This is a genomic window from Sulfolobales archaeon (assembly GCA_038881635.1).
GTDB lineage: Archaea > Thermoproteota > Thermoprotei_A > Sulfolobales > AG1 > WYEN01.
In genome coordinates this window covers 89,841-106,962 of record JAVZPJ010000003.1, presented here as the reverse complement: position 1 = coordinate 106,962, position 17,122 = coordinate 89,841, and the positions used below count along the sequence as shown (strand labels likewise).

Annotated in this window: 14 protein-coding genes and 1 rRNA gene; 1 reads left to right on the top strand and 14 read right to left on the bottom strand. The window is 38.4% G+C overall.

All coding sequences use genetic code 11. From position 1 onward, the window contains the following. Positions 1-8: 8 nt before the first annotated feature. From QXS89_03225 to rgy, 4 genes are all read right to left on the bottom strand, one after another. Positions 9-791 (bottom strand): A24 family peptidase, encoded by a 783-nt coding sequence (locus QXS89_03225; protein ID MEM3831189.1) that lies wholly within the window; start codon positions 789-791, stop codon positions 9-11. A 5-nt stretch (positions 792-796) separates the two neighbouring features. Continuing rightward, positions 797-2,887 carry a minichromosome maintenance protein MCM gene (locus QXS89_03220; protein ID MEM3831188.1) on the bottom strand — a complete coding sequence of 697 codons (2,091 nt, stop codon included), beginning with the start codon at positions 2,885-2,887 and terminating at the stop codon, positions 797-799. Beyond that, positions 2,880-3,452 carry a hypothetical protein gene (locus tag QXS89_03215; GenBank protein MEM3831187.1) on the bottom strand — a complete coding sequence of 191 codons (573 nt, stop codon included), beginning with the start codon at positions 3,450-3,452 and terminating at the stop codon, positions 2,880-2,882. The genes QXS89_03220 and QXS89_03215 overlap by 8 nt, the downstream gene beginning before the upstream one ends. Before the next feature lie 72 nt (positions 3,453-3,524). Further along, on the bottom strand, positions 3,525-7,214 hold the full coding sequence (gene rgy / locus QXS89_03210) for a reverse gyrase (protein ID MEM3831186.1): 3,690 nt from the start codon (positions 7,212-7,214) through the stop codon (positions 3,525-3,527). A 430-nt stretch (positions 7,215-7,644) separates the two neighbouring features. Here rgy and QXS89_03205 point away from each other — a divergent pair, with 430 nt between their 5' ends. Then, positions 7,645-9,180, top strand: a complete 1,536-nt coding sequence (locus QXS89_03205; protein ID MEM3831185.1) for an NAD(P)H-hydrate dehydratase — start codon at positions 7,645-7,647, stop codon at positions 9,178-9,180. Positions 9,181-9,195: 15 nt separating this feature from the next. Here the strand turns inward: QXS89_03205 and QXS89_03200 are convergent, their stop codons facing one another. The 10 genes from QXS89_03200 to QXS89_03155 form a co-directional block, all read right to left on the bottom strand. Then, positions 9,196-10,539, bottom strand: coding sequence for an SLC13 family permease (locus QXS89_03200; GenBank protein ID MEM3831184.1), 1,344 nt, complete (start codon positions 10,537-10,539; stop codon positions 9,196-9,198). Between the two features lie 47 nt (positions 10,540-10,586). Further along, complete coding sequence (gene thyX / locus QXS89_03195; protein MEM3831183.1) at positions 10,587-11,450, bottom strand: FAD-dependent thymidylate synthase; 864 nt, start codon at positions 11,448-11,450, stop codon at positions 10,587-10,589. A gap of 71 nt (positions 11,451-11,521) precedes the next feature. Continuing rightward, positions 11,522-11,830 (bottom strand): 4Fe-4S binding protein, encoded by a 309-nt coding sequence (locus QXS89_03190; GenBank protein MEM3831182.1) that lies wholly within the window; start codon positions 11,828-11,830, stop codon positions 11,522-11,524. Positions 11,831-11,996: 166 nt separating this feature from the next. Next, positions 11,997-12,115 (bottom strand): 5S ribosomal RNA (gene rrf / locus QXS89_03185). A gap of 50 nt (positions 12,116-12,165) precedes the next feature. Beyond that, complete coding sequence (locus tag QXS89_03180; protein ID MEM3831181.1) at positions 12,166-12,513, bottom strand: Rpp14/Pop5 family protein; 348 nt, start codon at positions 12,511-12,513, stop codon at positions 12,166-12,168. Then, positions 12,491-13,102, bottom strand: a complete 612-nt coding sequence (locus QXS89_03175; protein ID MEM3831180.1) for a hypothetical protein — start codon at positions 13,100-13,102, stop codon at positions 12,491-12,493. Before QXS89_03175 ends, QXS89_03180 begins: the two co-directional genes overlap by 23 nt. Positions 13,103-13,106: 4 nt before the next feature. After that, positions 13,107-13,568 (bottom strand): RNA-binding domain-containing protein, encoded by a 462-nt coding sequence (locus QXS89_03170; protein ID MEM3831179.1) that lies wholly within the window; start codon positions 13,566-13,568, stop codon positions 13,107-13,109. Positions 13,569-13,674: 106 nt separating this feature from the next. After that, positions 13,675-15,513, bottom strand: a complete 1,839-nt coding sequence (locus QXS89_03165) for a threonine--tRNA ligase (GenBank protein MEM3831178.1) — start codon at positions 15,511-15,513, stop codon at positions 13,675-13,677. Positions 15,514-15,718: 205 nt separating this feature from the next. Next, entirely contained in the window at positions 15,719-16,411 is a 693-nt protein-coding gene (locus tag QXS89_03160; protein ID MEM3831177.1) for a diphthine--ammonia ligase, read from the bottom strand. Then, positions 16,408-17,070: a hypothetical protein gene (locus tag QXS89_03155; GenBank protein MEM3831176.1), complete on the bottom strand. Its 663-nt coding sequence runs from the start codon at positions 17,068-17,070 to the stop codon at positions 16,408-16,410. Before QXS89_03155 ends, QXS89_03160 begins: the two co-directional genes overlap by 4 nt. Between the last annotated feature and the right edge of the window lie 52 nt (positions 17,071-17,122).

Sequence of the window (17,122 nt, the reverse complement as noted above, 5' to 3'; positions counted from 1 at the left end):
GAGATTTCTCAATGGAAAAATGCTATGTGAAGAATCAGAAATCTGAAGAAACTCTCTATCATAGAAGCTGTTAGAGGATATAGCAGGACGCCTAGTAGTAAGAATAGTATGTATGGAGCTCCCCAAGAAACTATCAAAATCTCGTCACCGTTGATCAAGCCTTCATTGAGAAGTCTTCTGATCTCATTTTTCAGAGTATTAGGATCCTCATTAATGTCAAAGCTTGTTCTACAGATCCAGGTTATGTATCCATCTTCTCTTCTAACGGGATATAATAATGGAAAGAAGTATCCTGAGCTTATATAAGTGCTAGATCTCATAGGAAGTCCTGTAATTATTACCAGAAGCGACTTCGTTAAGGAGTTGCACTTCTCTAATATTAATCTAGAGAAAAAAATGTTTCTAATGATAAAAGGAGTCATTGAGACACCGTATATTATATTAGAGAGTAGAAGGATTACTAGAGAAGGTGGAAGAAGAGTCTCTCCATAGAAAGGCTTCGGCAGTAGCAGGGTTATAACGATCATAGCTATAAAATCGGCGAAACCTATTAGATTCATTAGAGATAGAGCTAGAACTATTATTGGCGAGATCAAACCTATCAAGAGATATGAGATCAGATCATTCTCAATTGGAAGTCTTAGCATTATAAGAATCAAACCTGCTACGCTTGGAAAAATCCATAGCCTAGGATCTACTTCTCTTCTTTTAACATCGCTATATGATGCTATTAAAAGAGTTATGACTGTAGCTAGATAACCGATCCACTTTATAGCATCTTGAGATATCATTCGATTCACTCTACAAGTCTATAACAATGTATCTTCACCTGGGATACTATACCTTCTCTATATAATGTATTCAGAAGTCTTTCAATCTCTTCTTGAGGTATGTTCTGCTGCTGAAGCCTATTTATGATTTCGTTTAATGGAGCACAGGTTTTACCCTCGATCTTTGTAATCTGTCTTATAACATCTTCTATTTCATGAATCTTCCTTCTCTTGCTCAAAGGTTTTCCAGTCATAATACTGTCTATATCGATCTCTTTAGTCTCTATATCAAGTCCAACATTACTCAAGACTAGAAGCATCATTCTAATAGCTTCAGAAGCATCCTCTACATCTACAACCTCTTTAAGAGCCATTCTAGCGTGAGCTTCTGCAAGTCTTATCAGAGATTCCATCTGTCTAGCGGTGATACTAATAGGAGTAGATCCCTTACTCTCAGCAGCAGCTCTTCTCATCTCTACAAAAAAGTCTACTAGCATTTTCCTAGCTTCATCGCTTAGTACAGGCTTCACATGAGTTCTGGCATAAGCTATGTACTTCTTAAGAAGTTGAGGATCTATAGAGGGTTTGATCTCATCATATCTAGAGTGTGCCTCTACAATGTATGATGCAAGTCTTCTGTCCTCCTCAGGACTTGGCTTATCTTTCAACACAAATATAAGATCGAATCTTGAGAGTATTGTGACAGGGAGATTTATATTATCCGTGATATGCCTATCATCTTCATACCTTCCATACTTTGGATTGCCAGCAGCTAGAACAGATGCTCTAGCATTTAATGTGGCATGGATGCCTGCCTTAGATATTGATACAGTCTGTTGTTCAAGAGCTTCATGTATGGCAACACGATCTTCTTCCCTCATCTTATCTATCTCATCTATACATACGACACCAAGATCTCCTAGAACTAAAGCTCCGGCTTCTAGATAGTATTCTCCGGTTGTTTTATCTCTCAAAACAGAAGCTGTAAGTCCTGCAGCTGTAGAACCTCTTCCTGTAGTGAATATCCCTCTAGGAGCTATCTTAGATGTGAATTGAAGCAGTTGAGATTTAGCAGTACCGGGGTCTCCTATTATGAGAACATGTATATCACCTCTTACTCTCGTACCATCTTCTCTATACTTAGGTACTCCTCCGAAGAGTAGCAGTGCTATGGCTTCCTTAATATCCCATAAACCATAGATCGTCGGTGCAATACTTGCTATAATTCTTCTCCTAATCATAGGGTCGCGAGCAAGTCTTCTGATCTCTTCTATATCTCTCTCTGTAAGCTCTACCTGTTCAATTCCTTTATGGCTTAATTCTATGTTGCTTGCATAAAGTTCTGCATCGTAGACAGATCTTATTGCTCTCTTTCTAGACACAGCTCTATCTCTAGCCAGTCTCAGAACTCCTGTTATAGAGACTCTATCACCAGGTCTGGCTATATCTACAAGATCTTCTTCTAAGACTATTGTAAGTTGTCTCGGCATATGGCCTGGAGGTATCTCCTCAGGCATCTCCGAAACCACGATCTTTTGGTAGTCTACATAGATATTCTCTTCTTCGATCATTTCAAAAGAGCCTTTCGAAGACTGACATAGAGGACATGTTCTGGGCATCTCAAAATACTCTCGATCAACTTCAACCTCAAACTTACCTCCACATTCCGAATGTACGAACACAGCTCTAGAGATTCTCTGCTTTGGAGGGGTCATTCTAACCACGATTCCATCGATCTGTATGAGTTTCTCTAGATGTTCGTTTCTTAAATCCCTAATTCTATAGGACTCTGGAAGCTGTCTGAATCTAGGCTTTAGAGATACTTCTACATTAAATTCAGACCTTACGTATGAATCCAATGCAGGTTGAAAGATCTCTTTGATAGCTCTTAGAGGTTCATTTCTCAAGAACTTTGCTAGATCCTCGTTGAAAGCGTAGATATCCATGAAGTCTATGGCTACAGATCTTCTTCCTCTTCTCAGAGCTTCTGAAACTCTCTCACGATATTTAAGATTTCCAGATTCATCGGAGAAGCTTTCTAATAACTCTAATACCGCCTCTCTAAATTTCTCTAAGGTTTCTCTTGACGCTAACTCTTGCGTTATCTCGCTAGACATTATCATCACCTATTACAAGTCTCTCTAGATCCTTGATCCACTGGTAAATACCTTTAAGGAAGTATCTATAGAAAGCTTTCTCTTCTAAACTCATTTTTCTCTCTAGATCCTCATCAATGTTTTCCGAGACTTGTATGAGATAGAGTATCTTTCTAAATCTAAGTCTTAGAATTCTTTGGACCACTTTCTTCACCTTCTCAAATTCCTGAAAAACCCTAGGATCCTTGCTCTCAAGTTTTTCTCTATAATCTCTAACTATCTTCTCGCTCTCAAGATACATATCATAGGAGATCTTGTAGAGCTCTATCTTAGACTCTTCAAATCTAGATTCTTCTTGATACCTTATCTTATTAAGATCCTCTAGACTTCTTAAACTTCTTTGGATCCTGGCGTAACCTATCTTCTCAAGACCTTCTGCAAGCCATCTGGGTAGCTCCACCTCAACTCCTTTTATAAGATCCACATCTGAAAAAACTGTTTTCCCAAGATCTTGTAGGATCATAACTCTCACAGGCTTATGCATCTCGATACTGCGAATAGCCTCTATATGGCTTTTTATAAACATTGAAATGCACTTCTCTAATTCAATATACTTCTACCTCAACTCTTAAAAATCTTCTCTCATGCTATGAGCAATCTAGTTTTCGCCAGAACCTAGAAGCTCTCCGATCAATCCTTTCACAGGTATGTTCTCTATTTCTAGTAATTTTAACATCTCACTAGGGTATCTAACGCTGAGATCTCTTAGAATATCTTTGAGAATCTCGTCAACATTGATCCCTCCCTCAGCCACTCTATCTAGCATAACCTCGAGATCTCTAGTAGCCTTCTCTGATAAAAGCTCTGGATGGATCTTCTGGAGAACCTCAGCTACTTTCATACCAAGTTTTGTAGGTATGAGATATCTCCTGATCCTACTCTCGATCACGTAACCATGTCTCAAGTTATTCCCGATAGCCTTAGTGTAGGTACTGGGTCTTCCAATATTTCTCTCTTTCATCATTCTAATTATATCTCCACCTCTGAGCAAAGGCGTAGGAGAACCTCTTTTAACCCATTTATTAGAAGCTTCTATAGAGGATCCTGGCTTCTGTAGCTCTTCTGGTATGATCTTATAGGGGTTATAAACTCTGAGAAAACCATCTCTATATACTTTGCACAGTCCTTCTGCATAGGTCTTATAACCTCCGACATCTATATATATCTTACAATACTCTACATCAGCCTCGATCATCTGGCTAGCTATAAATCTTCTGAATATAAGTTCGTAGAGTTTTTCATGAGACTCGCTAATACCTAGAGAGTGGAGATCTCCTGCTAGAGAAGATTCTCTGATCTCTTCAATGTTCATAGGATAAACAGGTCTTATAGCTTCATGAGCCTTCTCCTCACCCCAGCTTCTAGGATTGAAGAATTCTTTTCCATAGACTCTCGACACATACTCCCGAGCTACTTCGATTCCATTAGCCGATACATGAGTTGAATCAGTTCTATGATATGTTATAAGTCCTAACTCGAAGAGGTCCTGGGCTAGTCTCATAGTTTTCTCAGGTGTAAAGCCTAAGACAGAATCTGCTGAGGAAAGCATTTCATCGGTTGTGAAAGGTGGTGGAGGACTTAACACTCTTCTAATCTTCTCTACACTGTCTACTGTTAAAGAATCTGATTTTAATATGGTTTCAGCCTCACTTCTATCTTTTACAAATATTCTCAGCAGACCTATGGAGCTCCTATAACTAGTATCAATATAGATCCAATACCCAAGATTATTCTTATAATTGCTATAACTATCTATAATCCACTTAAGAACAGGTGTTTGAACTCTACCTACACCGAGCCATTTCATGTTGTATTTCTTCTGAAGAAATCCGCTGGCTATGAAGCCTATCCATCTATCATCAATTCTCCTAACAATCTGAGAACTTACGATCCTAGGATCTATTCTCCTCGGATTTTCAAAAGCTTTTAGAATAGCTTTTCTAGAGATCTCATGAAATTCTATTCTATATATCCTAGGATTGTAGGGTGCGATTAGATTTGATATATCGAAAGCTATCTTCTCGCCTTCTGCATCAGGATCTGTAGCTATATAGATGAGATCTACAGATTGAGCTAGTTTTCTCAGTATCTCTACGATGATCTCTTGAGATCTCATCTTCGAACTACCACATCGAGGACATCTGCTAACCTTATCAGCAGTCTGGTAACCGCAAGAGAGGCATCTCGTGATAAACCCGTAGACAGGTGTAAAACCTCCTTCGTAGAGGACTCCGTATAAACCCTCATCAGATACAAGATCTGTTACATGACCTAGTGAAGCTATCACGTCGACAACATAAATGTTGTTTCCTACTTTTATGCTGAACTCTCTAACCGTAACACCTTTATGGGATCTTCTGGAGCTAGAGCCAAAGAGTCTTGCTATAGTCTTAGCCTTGGTAGGAGACTCAACTATCATTAGAACTCTCTTAATAGTTATAGCCTCTGAAAGAGTATCTTCTCTGTGTGGCAGATCGCTTCTAGTATGATCCTGAAGCTTTTTAATTCTATCTAGATCAATGCTATCGAAAGATCTAAGATCGAAATCGTTATAAAGTTTTTTCATTTTTCTTAAGAATAAATCTAAGAGATCTCTATCCTCGTATAATACTAGTGAGAAGCCTAAAGTAAAGGTATTATTATAGATCCTCGAGCTTCTTCCTGATGCTTGTATATATGTCATTATATCAGGTATTAGAACTCTTCTCTCGGGTATCTTGATAATTCCTATTCTTGTGACTATCTTATCTAAGCTGGAGTTTCTCATTAGATTCATGCATAGATCTATATATTCAATCATTTTTTCATATAGCTCTCTCTTACTATCATTAACCTCATATTCTCCTGAAAGCATTTTACGAAGTATCCAGATCTCCGAACTTCTCATTTTACTCACAATCTTCATAAGATCTCTGTAAGCTGTCGCAGCCTCGCTGGATTTGTTTGATAGCTCTAGAAGTACTAAAGCGAGCTTCCTAGGATCCCTTAGAAAGCTGTCTAAACTTATGATGTGAGCGGGAGGTTCTAGAAATACTGTGTTTCTAACTATCTTAGGAGCATCTATACCTCTCACAGCTACACCGTAGAAGCTTGCGGTAGCAATTATGTAATCTAGATCTCCTTCTAGAAATCTTTTCATATCTCTACTTCCAGACATGGCCAGCCCTATTTTAAAACCTTTATCTCTAAGATCCTTATAAAGATCCTCGGCTTTCTTTCTGAAGATCTTTGAGACGTAAATAATTGTTCCACGACCTAGAGTTCTTAATATACTTTCAAGATCTTCTTCATCTCTAATCTCTTTATATGCATCTATGATCTCTCTAACATAATCTAGTATACCCCCTACCTCAAGTCCTAAAACCTCCTGAAGAACTCTGGTTTTCATACCACTTCTCCCAGTTGCTGTTGCTACGATCAGTTGTCCTACATCATTTGAAACATTATAGGATGAGATGTTTGCTCTTAAAACTTCTATCTCTTCCCTGATCTTCTCGTAGAGATCTTTTCTACCGCTGAATTTATAGAACAACAGATCTTCTTTTAACCTATTTATCTTGTAAGCATAATCAATAATCTCTCTAGAGTAGCCTAGTAATTCTAGAATTCTTTCTGCATTTCTAGAGGATCTAAGTATAGCATCTAGATCATCTGCTATGACTATGTCAAACTTAATCCTATTAACATCATTAAATCTACGAGAGAGGAATGCAGATGTTGTTATGAGAACACCACCTACTTTAGAAATGAGATCCAGATAATCTTGTAGAAGGTCTTCGGTGGAGGAGGTATATAGATATATAGGAGAATTGGAGCCCGCCCTCCTAGAAAACTTCTCTAATCGATCGAAGGTTTGCAAACTTAGATCTCTTGTAGGTGTTATGAAATAGATCTTCTTACCAAATCCCGCCATATAGAGAGAGTAGAGCTGTAGTAGAGTTGATTTACCTACACCGGTAGGTGCTACTAGGGCGAAACTCTCTCGATCAAGAAGTCTTCTAACCCACGATCTCTGTATAGGCCACAAGCTTCTTCCAAAGATCTTTTCGAAAAATCTTTCAAAGTCTTCTAACTCTTCATCACGATATCTCATGATAAGATAATCTCCAGGGTTTCTGAGAAGATCTGATAGAATCTTTCTCTTATATTCTATAGCATTCTCATCGTATGCGAGAAGTTCTTTGGGAAGGTTGGGGAGACAAGATCTGCATGGAAGTCCCTGAGAAAGTCTTAGAGAATCTATAGGACCGTGACATGCAGGGCAAGAGTCTCTATAGATCACGTGCATTTTAGAACCTGAGAAATAGCTCAGATAATATACATTGCTTAAAAAGAACGAGTAAGCCAGATCCTATACCTCCTATAAATATCTATTATAAGATCTCAAAGATCCAGAGCTATCAACAGGGATCTTTCACTGTATCCTAGGGTGATCGTTTCATGGTATTATAGCTTGTCGCAGCTTCCAGAGTTATCTCATGAAATCATGCCCATGCATAATGCTTTATCATATTCTTCTTTTTGCTTCCAGAGTCTATGACATGGATCTTCGTTTTCTCTGAGATCGAAAGATTTGCTTACCTGATAGATTGGAAGGATTTCGAAAGATCTGAGAATTATTTGTGTCGAAATGGTTTCAAGATTTTATAAGATCTATACAGTGAGATCTAGTAATTAAATATAATCGTACATAGATAAGCATTTTAAAGGAGATATCAATGGTTTTAAACATATCATGGAGAGAAGCTGTTGATACCGTAGAGATGAGAGCGCTTGAAATAAACTCGAGTGCATTAGGTGTCACAACACTTCTTCTAATGGAGAATGCTGGAAGATCTGTTGCAGAGGAGATCGGAAGAAGATTCAGGAGAGGTAGTAGGATTCTAGTGGTAGCCGGTAGAGGAGGCAAAGCAGGTGATGGATTTGTAGCTGCGAGACATTTGAAAGGATTAGGATATCAAGTTGATATAATGCTCACATCAGATCCTGAGAGTGTAAAGCATGAGGATGCCAGATACAATCTAGAGGTTCTCATAAGGAGTGGTTGGAAGATGCTTAGGTATGAAGGGTCTATACCTCAGGATTACGATGTCATAATCGACGCACTTCTCGGAACAGGTGTTAGAGGTCGTGTGACGGGTTCTATTGCGGAGATTATAAGGGGTATCAATTCAAGTAAATCATATAGAGTTTCTATAGATCTTCCCTCGGGTTTGGATCCTGATAGCGGAGAGGATCTAGGGATATGTGTTAGAGCAGATCTTACAATAACAATGCATGCTCCCAAGAAAGGGCTTTTGAAGAATAAAGAATGTGTAGGAGAGCTGGTGGTAGCAGATATAGGAATCCCTCCAGAAGCCTGGGAAGAGATAGGACCTGGAGATGTTGAGGCTAGGGTGAGGAAGAGAGAGAGGATATCTAAGAAAGGTGACTCGGGTAGAGTGCTTGTCATAGGAGGATCCTATAGATATGTTGGGGCACCATGGATCACAGCTATGGCTGCATGGGCTGCAGGAAGCGATCTTGTTTATCTAGCCTCTCCAGAAAGAGTTCTAGAAAGAGCTTTCTCGCCAGAGATCATTCCTGTAGAACTTAAGAGTGAAGAGATCAATTCTAATTCGATTGAGGTCTTAAGAGAACTCATTGGAAGAGTTGATTCAATAGCTATAGGACCTGGTATAGGGCTTTCGAAGAATACTAGAGAAGGTGTTAAAGAGATTCTAGAAGAAATCTCTAGAAAAGGAGTTAAGGTTGTGATAGATGCTGATGCTCTTAAAATTCTTTCGGAACTTGATATAAGATTTAATTGGAAGGCGATACTCACACCTCATCTCGGTGAAGCATCTATACTTCTTAATAGAAGTATTGGAAACGATCCTGATTCTAGAAGAGAGGCTGCCAAAGAGATCTCAAGCAAATATGAGGCAGTAGTTGTTCTGAAGGGGTTTGTAGATTATGTATGCGAATCTTCTAGATGTAGAAGTAGAAGTATTATTGGAAATCCTGATATGGCAAGAGGTGGTACAGGAGATGTTCTTACAGGAGTTATAGCATCTCTCATACCGAGAACACGAACAATTTTTGAAGCAGCATGTGCAGGGGTTATTATTAATGCAATGGCTGGAGAACTTGCATACATGAGAAAAGGGATCTCATCGCCTCAAAATCTCATCGAGATAATACCAGAGATAATGAAGGATCCTTTGAAAACATTTGTAGAGATCATCAATAGAAAAACCTCGAAAAAAGAATAAAGAACCTAATAATATCTATAGCATAGCCCATATTAATAACGATATTACATAGCATGTCATGAGAGAGACCGTAGAGTACGTGACTGTGGTCTTATATATCTCCCTTAAGCTGATCTTCCTATTCAGAGTTTTCTCAATCAATCTAAATGCCACATATAATGCTGGAGCTCCCGCAGCAGTATAATTACTTCCAAGAGTTCCAGAGAAGAGTAGCGCCCAGTTATAAGGCCATGGATCTGATAGAAGACCTCCTTCATATAAGTGCTTAAATGTTTTAAGCATAACCAGTATATATGCATCATGTTCTACGAATGCGACTAAAAATGCAGAGATCCAGTAAACGACTGTGAATCCTATATAGGTTGCCGATGTTAGAAGAGGTGCTATGATACTTCCTATGATATCTAGAACTCCTGTTTCTTCGAGTGAGCCTACTAATATGAATAATCCTATATAAAATAGTATAGCATTAAGATCGATACCTTCATCTATTATCTTCTCAAAAGATACTCTTCTAGTAACAACCAGATATAGTGAGGTGACAACCGACGTAAAAAGAGGGAAGACGCCTAGTCTAATTTCATATCCAGCAAGATCGCTAATAGGCTTTCTAAGAGCCATGAGAACTACGGTAGCTATGAATGCTAGAAGTGAGATAACCATGTAAACCTTATCATAAGATTCTTTTGAAAGGCTTCCAGCTACTGTCTTGGCTTCTATAATTGTTTTTAGATTCCTCTCAGATCTAAGTAAGACTCCTGAAGAGATGAAGAGAGTTAGTATAAATGATAGAAGTAGTATGGGAAAAGCCGCCGGCTTATTATTCATCCATATAAAATCTATGAATTCAGCACCGAATATTACGTGAAGAAGTTGTGGCGGAAGATCTCCTAGCAGAAGTGCTGTGCCCATGAAATTCGCTGAGAGAGCAACCATTATAGATGGTTTCACAGGATCTACTTCAACAGATCTGAGCATCTCAAGAGTTACGGGTACTAGAAGAAGTACTACTAGAACATTATCCACGAACATTGTTATAATCCCTGCGAGTATATTGACATATAATACGATCATAGGTACACTATGTGTCTTCTCAATGATTTTCATAGCTATATAGTTTATGAATCCTGAATCTCTTAGAAGAAAACTTAGAATCCACATACCAATAAGAATTGAGATTATATTCCAGTCCACGTATGATGAAAAAGCCTTATAGAGATCTAGTAATCCTAATATTAGAATCAAAGACATTCCTAGAAGTGCGGCATGAGATTCCTCCAGCCTCCTAGTTATGATTAATAGTATTGTGATTGCAAATACTAGAGATGACGCGATCTGCGTGGTCTCTATACACGACACCGGGTTTATACTTATTCCAAACTCTTATAAGCTCTAAGCTTCGGATCTTAGCCTTGAGCATCTATATATCTTCTTCTATAGAGTTCGAATGAGTGTATAACACATTTTCTAATGCCATCCCTAGGTACTAGTTCTCTGCATCTTTCGATACCTATGGGTATGTCTCTTTCTATAAGATCCTCTAGAGAGTATGTGTGATAAGAATGCATGTTAGAATCTATAAGACAGTAGGGTCCTGCGTATTTGAACAGTCTTGGATGAATTTTCATCAGTTCACTCCATAGAATCCATGCAACAAGTCTTATCTCTTTCTGAGCGTGAGTGCACATTCTAAGTCCTAGAAAATGAAGTATCTCTCTAGCATTCATAGTCACGATTATTTTAGTAGCGATTGCTTGTGGAAGCACATATCTAGCTTCCTCTCTACTCATTCCATTTCTTCTTAAAAACCAGTAGTTAGCAACAGATCTCGCATACTCCGAGGCTATTTTGAATCTTGTATCCTTACTCCAATCAGGATCTATAAAGAAGATCTCTGAAATTCTCTTATAGGATTCTTCATCTCCTCCGAGGATTTTCCCGGATAATTCTGTCCAATATCTCTCATCTTCAGGCTGTAAGAGTTTATCATTATATCTCTGGCTAAGCTGAGTATAGCTAGCTATTCTATGTCTCACAAGCTGATGCGAGCAAACTCTAGAGCATATAACCTCAAAGGTGTATGATACATGCTCCCAAGGGCTTAGATGACCTCTTCTAAAAGTCTCTCTAATCCACTCTTCAATCTCTTCATCGCTCATTCGCTCATCTATGTCTTGGAAATCTTTTGAAGATAAAGATCTCTTAGAAGCAACAGCTATTAATCGATCTGCTTCACGATCATATTCTACCAGGGATACACGAGGTATCATACTAATAAGATAATTTGTTCAACAAGACTAAAAAATAATGGGTTTGGATACACAGCGATCGATATATTAGATCAAGCTGGTAGTCCTGTCACGCCATATGTAGCTTTCCATTTCTCGAATTCTTCTCTAAGAGGACCCTCAAGAGGCTTGCTAAACTTGTACCAGCCATTCTTACTTTTAGCCTCAGCAGGAGCCTGAGATGCAGGCCATATACAATTAACAGGGCATATCTTAACACACTCGAAATCACTGTTGCATGTATCCCAGGCATATCTAGCTTTATTACTTTCATTCATCTCCATAGACTGTGTAGGACAGACAGCTACGCATGCTCCACAGCCTATGCAAATGTCTTGGTCTATAACGATTCTCTCTTTCAATAGAACCCCTCTATAAATCTTGCTACAAGGGTTTAAATATTCTTTGAACAGCTAATACAGAATAACTTAACTTTAAACCTCTACGATAAGATCTAAAGTTCTAGTATTCTTGGCTTTAAGAAAAGAACTCTTATCAGTGTAAAGACGAGTAATAATTGCTGGAGGCCGATCCCGGCTTGTAAAGGCTGCAAGTCCTTGCGGACCTTACAGCCTTTACAACGCGGCCGGCTTAACTTCCGGGTTCGATATGAGTCCGGGTGTTGCCCGGCCGCTATGACCGGGTCGGCCGTGATTATTGTGTATTGAAGGCTTTTAAGTTTTTCTCTTCGGGCGTCTTATCTCTCTAGTTTTTTTATCAGCTTTATTGCTCTGCTTAGATTTCCTGTGAGTCTCAGTGGTACTATAACGCCTGTTGTATTATTGAATCTTCTTATTCTTATGATGCCTAGGAGCACTAGGTCTATATCTCTTGAGATGATTCTTATCACACCGTATCGTGTCAAGGGGTCGTATCTAACTAGTTTTATAGATGAATTTATGAATCCTGAGACTCCTAGAAATCTTGTCAGAGAATCGTTGATCTCTTTAGAGAGAGTTTCAAAATCAGGTGATGAACCTATCGTGTAAAGTTTGAATACTAGATATCTCTTCCTAGCTTTTTTATCTGCTCCAAGTTTGTTCAATAGATCTCACCAGATCCTTATTCCATTTCTCAAGCAAGTGATACCATGAGTATGTGAGAACACCTCTTAATCCTACGAGGTATCTCTCGAGAATTCTAAAAGATCTCGGTGGGAAGACTTCTTCAGATACTCTGGATCCAGATGATAATATAACATCTATGCCATTTTTAATGGCATACCTCACACAAGGTTTTAGAATCCTAAGATATCTAGATATCTCGCTATCTTGCAAGATCACTCTAGCTAGAATCTCTAGAGAGGCTCTCCCACCTCTCATAATCTCTATCTGTTCTCTAGTGCAGTACTCTATGCTATCTTCATCAAGAATAATTGTAAATGGAAAGCTACTGATCTTACCAGCTCTTCTAGCGCTCTCTTTATCCGAAGGTTTAAAAGCTATTAGATTGTTTCTTCTAGGCCTCACTCTATCAATATCATCTATAATAGATCTTCTTATCACCATGAAATCTCTCAGATCATCTTTTTCACCAAGATCCTCAGGCAGTCCTATAATTCTCACACCGCTCTCCTTATAAAGTTCTAGAATGAATCGATCTAGCGTTTGAAGAAGGAGATCAGCATATAACATGATTCTAAACCTCTCTGAGACTTCTCAAAAACTCCTCAACTTTTTTAACATCTCTAGTTCCTGCCAGAGTAGCTACAAGACGTATTACATCATCATCAAAAGCAAGACTTATAATATTTCTAAAAGCATCCTGCTTAGAGATCCTAATATACAGCCTCCCATCTCTCGGATCATATCTCTCCTCTAGTGCGAGGATTAAGACTTCAAACTCGGCTTTGCTCAATCTTCTAATGATATGAGCAATGTATTCCTGAGCTTCTTTCTTCTCTAATCTTGCTCTATAGATCCTTATAGGATCCTTATAATACCCCTGTGTATCCTCATATGAAAGCTTGTTCTTAAGAAGATCTCTGATACCTTCCGGAGCTGTATTTAATATAGCTTGAACAACCTTATTATAATCCTCTGTAGCGTGAGCTATACATGAAATCTCTACACCTATTGTTGTGATAGCCGAATAATTCAAAAGCACTCCCATAAGAGAATTATTTTTATTCTCAGATATTATTCATTTAACTGATGATGACCGCTCGCCGAGTGATCTGTGATCTAATGAACCTCCGCTGATCTTTCTATAAAGCTCTTAGATACGGTAGTGAAGGTCTTTTACTTATAAGAGCGGGCATGCCTAGATCCACTCTAGGGTAGTCTCCCTGAAGTTTTTCTAGTAGCTCTATAAACTCTTCCAATTTATAGGATCTCTGAAAACCTGATTCTCTTTCTCTTACCGTTATTGTCTCTGTCTGAATCTCGCGATCTCCTATTATTACGGTGAAGTAAACCCATTCAAGTCCTGCATCTCTCATTTTTCTAGCAAGACTTTCATCTCTATCGTCTATATCAACTCTAAATCCTCTTCTAGAGATCTCCTCATAAACCTTTAAAGCATAGTTTATATGCCCCCTAGATACGGGGAGAATCCTTACTTGAATTGGAGAGACCCAGAATGGTAGTGTGGGAGTTTTATTCTCTTTCTCTCTCAAAGCTGCTGAGTCGAATAACGCGTATATATATCTCTCTACGCTACCTATTATGGCTGTGTGAATTATAATCGGATATCTTTCTCTACCTTCCTCATCTACATATCTTATATTAAATCTTCTGGCATTACCTACGTCAATCTGAAATGTAGCTATCTCTCGAGGTTTACCAGAACTGTCTATAATATTGTACTCTATATTAATAACCCAGTAGTATATATCATCAGGTACTACAACCACTAGAGCTGGTCTTCCATCTCTTCTTACGAGTTCTCTTATATATTCTCTCTCCTGATCTAGGAATCTTCTTGATACATTTATTATAGCTACGTAATCTCTTCCCAGTTTTCTTATCTCTTCAAATATCTTATCTCTTATAATGAGTGCCACCTTCTTAGCCTCCTCAAGATCTTTCGTTAGAACATGGAGGTCGGGCATGTAAAATCTTCTGAGTCTGAATCCTAGTATGAGTTCTCCTCTCTGCTCGAATCTATAGCTGTCAGCAACCTCAAACATTCCTAAGGGTAGATCCTTGTAACTTATGATCCAGTCTTTCAGAATTGCAAACTGCTGATGACATGCCGCATATCTCATAACCAGGGGAGTTTCTCCCTCCATAGAGACCTCGTAAAGCCTGTCTCCAAAGAGATCTGCATGCTCTCTAACAGCTCTTACATTAAGATCAAACATATTGGTACCCTTAACCCTGAAAACAGGTATTCCTAGAGACTTAACGACATTCCAGGAGTATTGGGAAACAGCTTCGAGGATTGTTGCTGCATGAGGTTCATACCTCATGTGGCCATGATCTGAGTAAGGCTCCCACTCAAATCCGAATTTCTCCATATATTCCGCAGCTCTAGGTCTTACTTTCTCAAGTTCTTTTTTGAAGACTTCTTTCTCTACTAGAGCTCTCAGGTCTGGATCCTTATACTCGTACTCGTAAGGATCATACAGATTTCCATCCAGATCCATGATATAGTAGCTTTTAGATATCTGAGGTCTAACCCTTTCTCCAGGCTTGATAGATCTAGAGAGCTCGGCAAGAGGATGACCTAGATTTTTCAAATTAAACTCCTTATACCATCCAAATGGAGCTCTACTAACCCTAACACCTTCGCTGGCAAGTTTCTCGCTTAATCGAGCTATAATTTGTATGGCAACATCTGAAGGAGCTAGATCTGATGATAAATGAGCATAGGGGTATATTAGAATGCTCTCAGCCTTGATATTCCTGAAATGATTTATAATTTCTGAAGCAGCTCTATCTATTAACAGAGGATCCTTGTCATCACCCTTCTCAACACTAGTAAAAACTACGAGAACATTTTTAAAACCACCCTCGAGAGGAATATCTTTCTCATAATTCTCAACAGCAGGTTCTCTAGCTTTATAACTGAATTCCGCAGCATGTATCAATAGTATTCTCATTATCCACCTTAACAACTATGCCTCATAGGCTTAAATATCTATTAACATGATACCAGACACCATTTTACATTATCTAACAAAGACCTGTGAATACTATATAATTCATCACGTATATTTACCTGATCAGGCATGTCTACAGCATCTCTTGTCATTGAAAGAGAAAGAGAGCTTCTCGTATTCTCCTCGAATTAAGTATTAAGATTCTCTATTCTATCTCTACACTCTCTATACGGAAGTATCCCCAACCGCTTAGATACCACTCTTTACGGCCTTTGATCTTTATTTTTCTATCTTTAAATAGAGGTGAGGCCACTACATAGCTTTCATACTCTCCTCCTTCTCCCACTGGTGAGAAGCTGTATTTTTGAGAAAGTTTGATCAGTTCTTCTACATCTTCTTCTCTACATATGAGTCTTCCAACCCATCTCTCATTAAAACCCATTGCTTGGGCAGCTACTATTATAAATTCTATTCTTTCTTTCAAAACCTCTTCTCTAAGAAGATTCTCTTGATTCATGCCCCATAAAGGTGAGTAATGATCTACTCCAAGTCTTTTCGCAAGAGAATCTAAGAACCTTTTCTGAAAACCGCTAGCAACAACTCCTGAAACTATGTATCTGGCTTTAGAATCCTTAACAGTCTTAGAGATTATCTCTGAAATCTCCTCTAGTTCATTCTCACCTGATATATGAAATATTCTCATAGGAAGCTTCATAAGATTGGCGTGAACATCTACCCATCTACTATTAATAGTATGGAGTAGAAGTAGATCTTCTCTCTCAGACCTTATATTGACAAGAGTAATATTATCAAGATCAAGATCTTGATTCTTTAAAGCTCTTAATAGAGCATAGTGGCTATCCTTACCTCCTGTATATAGAACTATAGCGGATCTCATGAATCTACACCGGATCTCATAATATTTATTAGATCTACAATTAGATTCCACATGCATGCTTCAGCTTCATTCATATCCTTCTCAGAACCTGTCACTATGCAGAAGCTTTCACATGTTCTCAGCACTTTAGATCCGAGATCTGTTCCTTTAATGCTGTAATCAGGTTCTCCTCTAGTATTGAGAAGCATAGGATCTCCTTCGATCACTCTTAATATTAATGCTCCAGAACATCCTCTTCTAATGATCTCATCTCTTAAAGCTATTACATTTCTAACATAATCTCTGAGTATCGTTTCTTCAGCAAATTTAGATATGCTATGTACGCAAATATACTTCCATGGAATTAGATCAGAACCTTCAGAACAGCTGCTAAATATAATTTCTCTCCAGAACTCTACAATAGCTCTTCCTCTATCCAACATGATTCCTCCAGCAACAGGATCTATTTCTATAAGTTTTAGAGATCTTAGTTTCCTCATTAGATTTCTGCTAGAACCTTCACCCAGCTTCAGATACTTTGATGCAAGGCTTCTACCTATAGCACCTTCTCTATCCAGAAGATCTAGTAATTTTAGAGCATGATAGTAGCTGAAACCAGATCTTTTGATATATCTTTCAAGCTCTGAGAAAACCCGGCGTAATTCTGAGAGCTCCTTCATACTCTCATGTGACATATCTTATTAAATTTATTATTAACAGCACTGTATCAGA

Excerpts from the sequence above, each read along its gene's own strand:
- rgy (MEM3831186.1), bottom strand. The coding sequence starts at position 7,214 with ATGCACGTGATCTATAGAGACTCTTGCCCTGCATGTCACGGTCCTATA.
- QXS89_03215 (MEM3831187.1), bottom strand. The coding sequence starts at position 3,452 with ATGTTTATAAAAAGCCATATAGAGGCTATTCGCAGTATCGAGATGCAT.
- thyX (MEM3831183.1), bottom strand. The coding sequence starts at position 11,450 with ATGATACCTCGTGTATCCCTGGTAGAATATGATCGTGAAGCAGATCGA.
- QXS89_03155 (MEM3831176.1), bottom strand. The coding sequence starts at position 17,070 with ATGAAGGAGCTCTCAGAATTACGCCGGGTTTTCTCAGAGCTTGAAAGA.
- QXS89_03205 (MEM3831185.1), top strand. The coding sequence starts at position 7,645 with ATGGTTTTAAACATATCATGGAGAGAAGCTGTTGATACCGTAGAGATG.
- QXS89_03165 (MEM3831178.1), bottom strand. The coding sequence starts at position 15,513 with ATGAGAATACTATTGATACATGCTGCGGAATTCAGTTATAAAGCTAGA.
- QXS89_03160 (MEM3831177.1), bottom strand. The coding sequence starts at position 16,411 with ATGAGATCCGCTATAGTTCTATATACAGGAGGTAAGGATAGCCACTAT.
- QXS89_03175 (MEM3831180.1), bottom strand. The coding sequence starts at position 13,102 with ATGTTATATGCTGATCTCCTTCTTCAAACGCTAGATCGATTCATTCTA.
- QXS89_03225 (MEM3831189.1), bottom strand. The coding sequence starts at position 791 with ATGATATCTCAAGATGCTATAAAGTGGATCGGTTATCTAGCTACAGTC.
- QXS89_03220 (MEM3831188.1), bottom strand. The coding sequence starts at position 2,887 with ATGTCTAGCGAGATAACGCAAGAGTTAGCGTCAAGAGAAACCTTAGAG.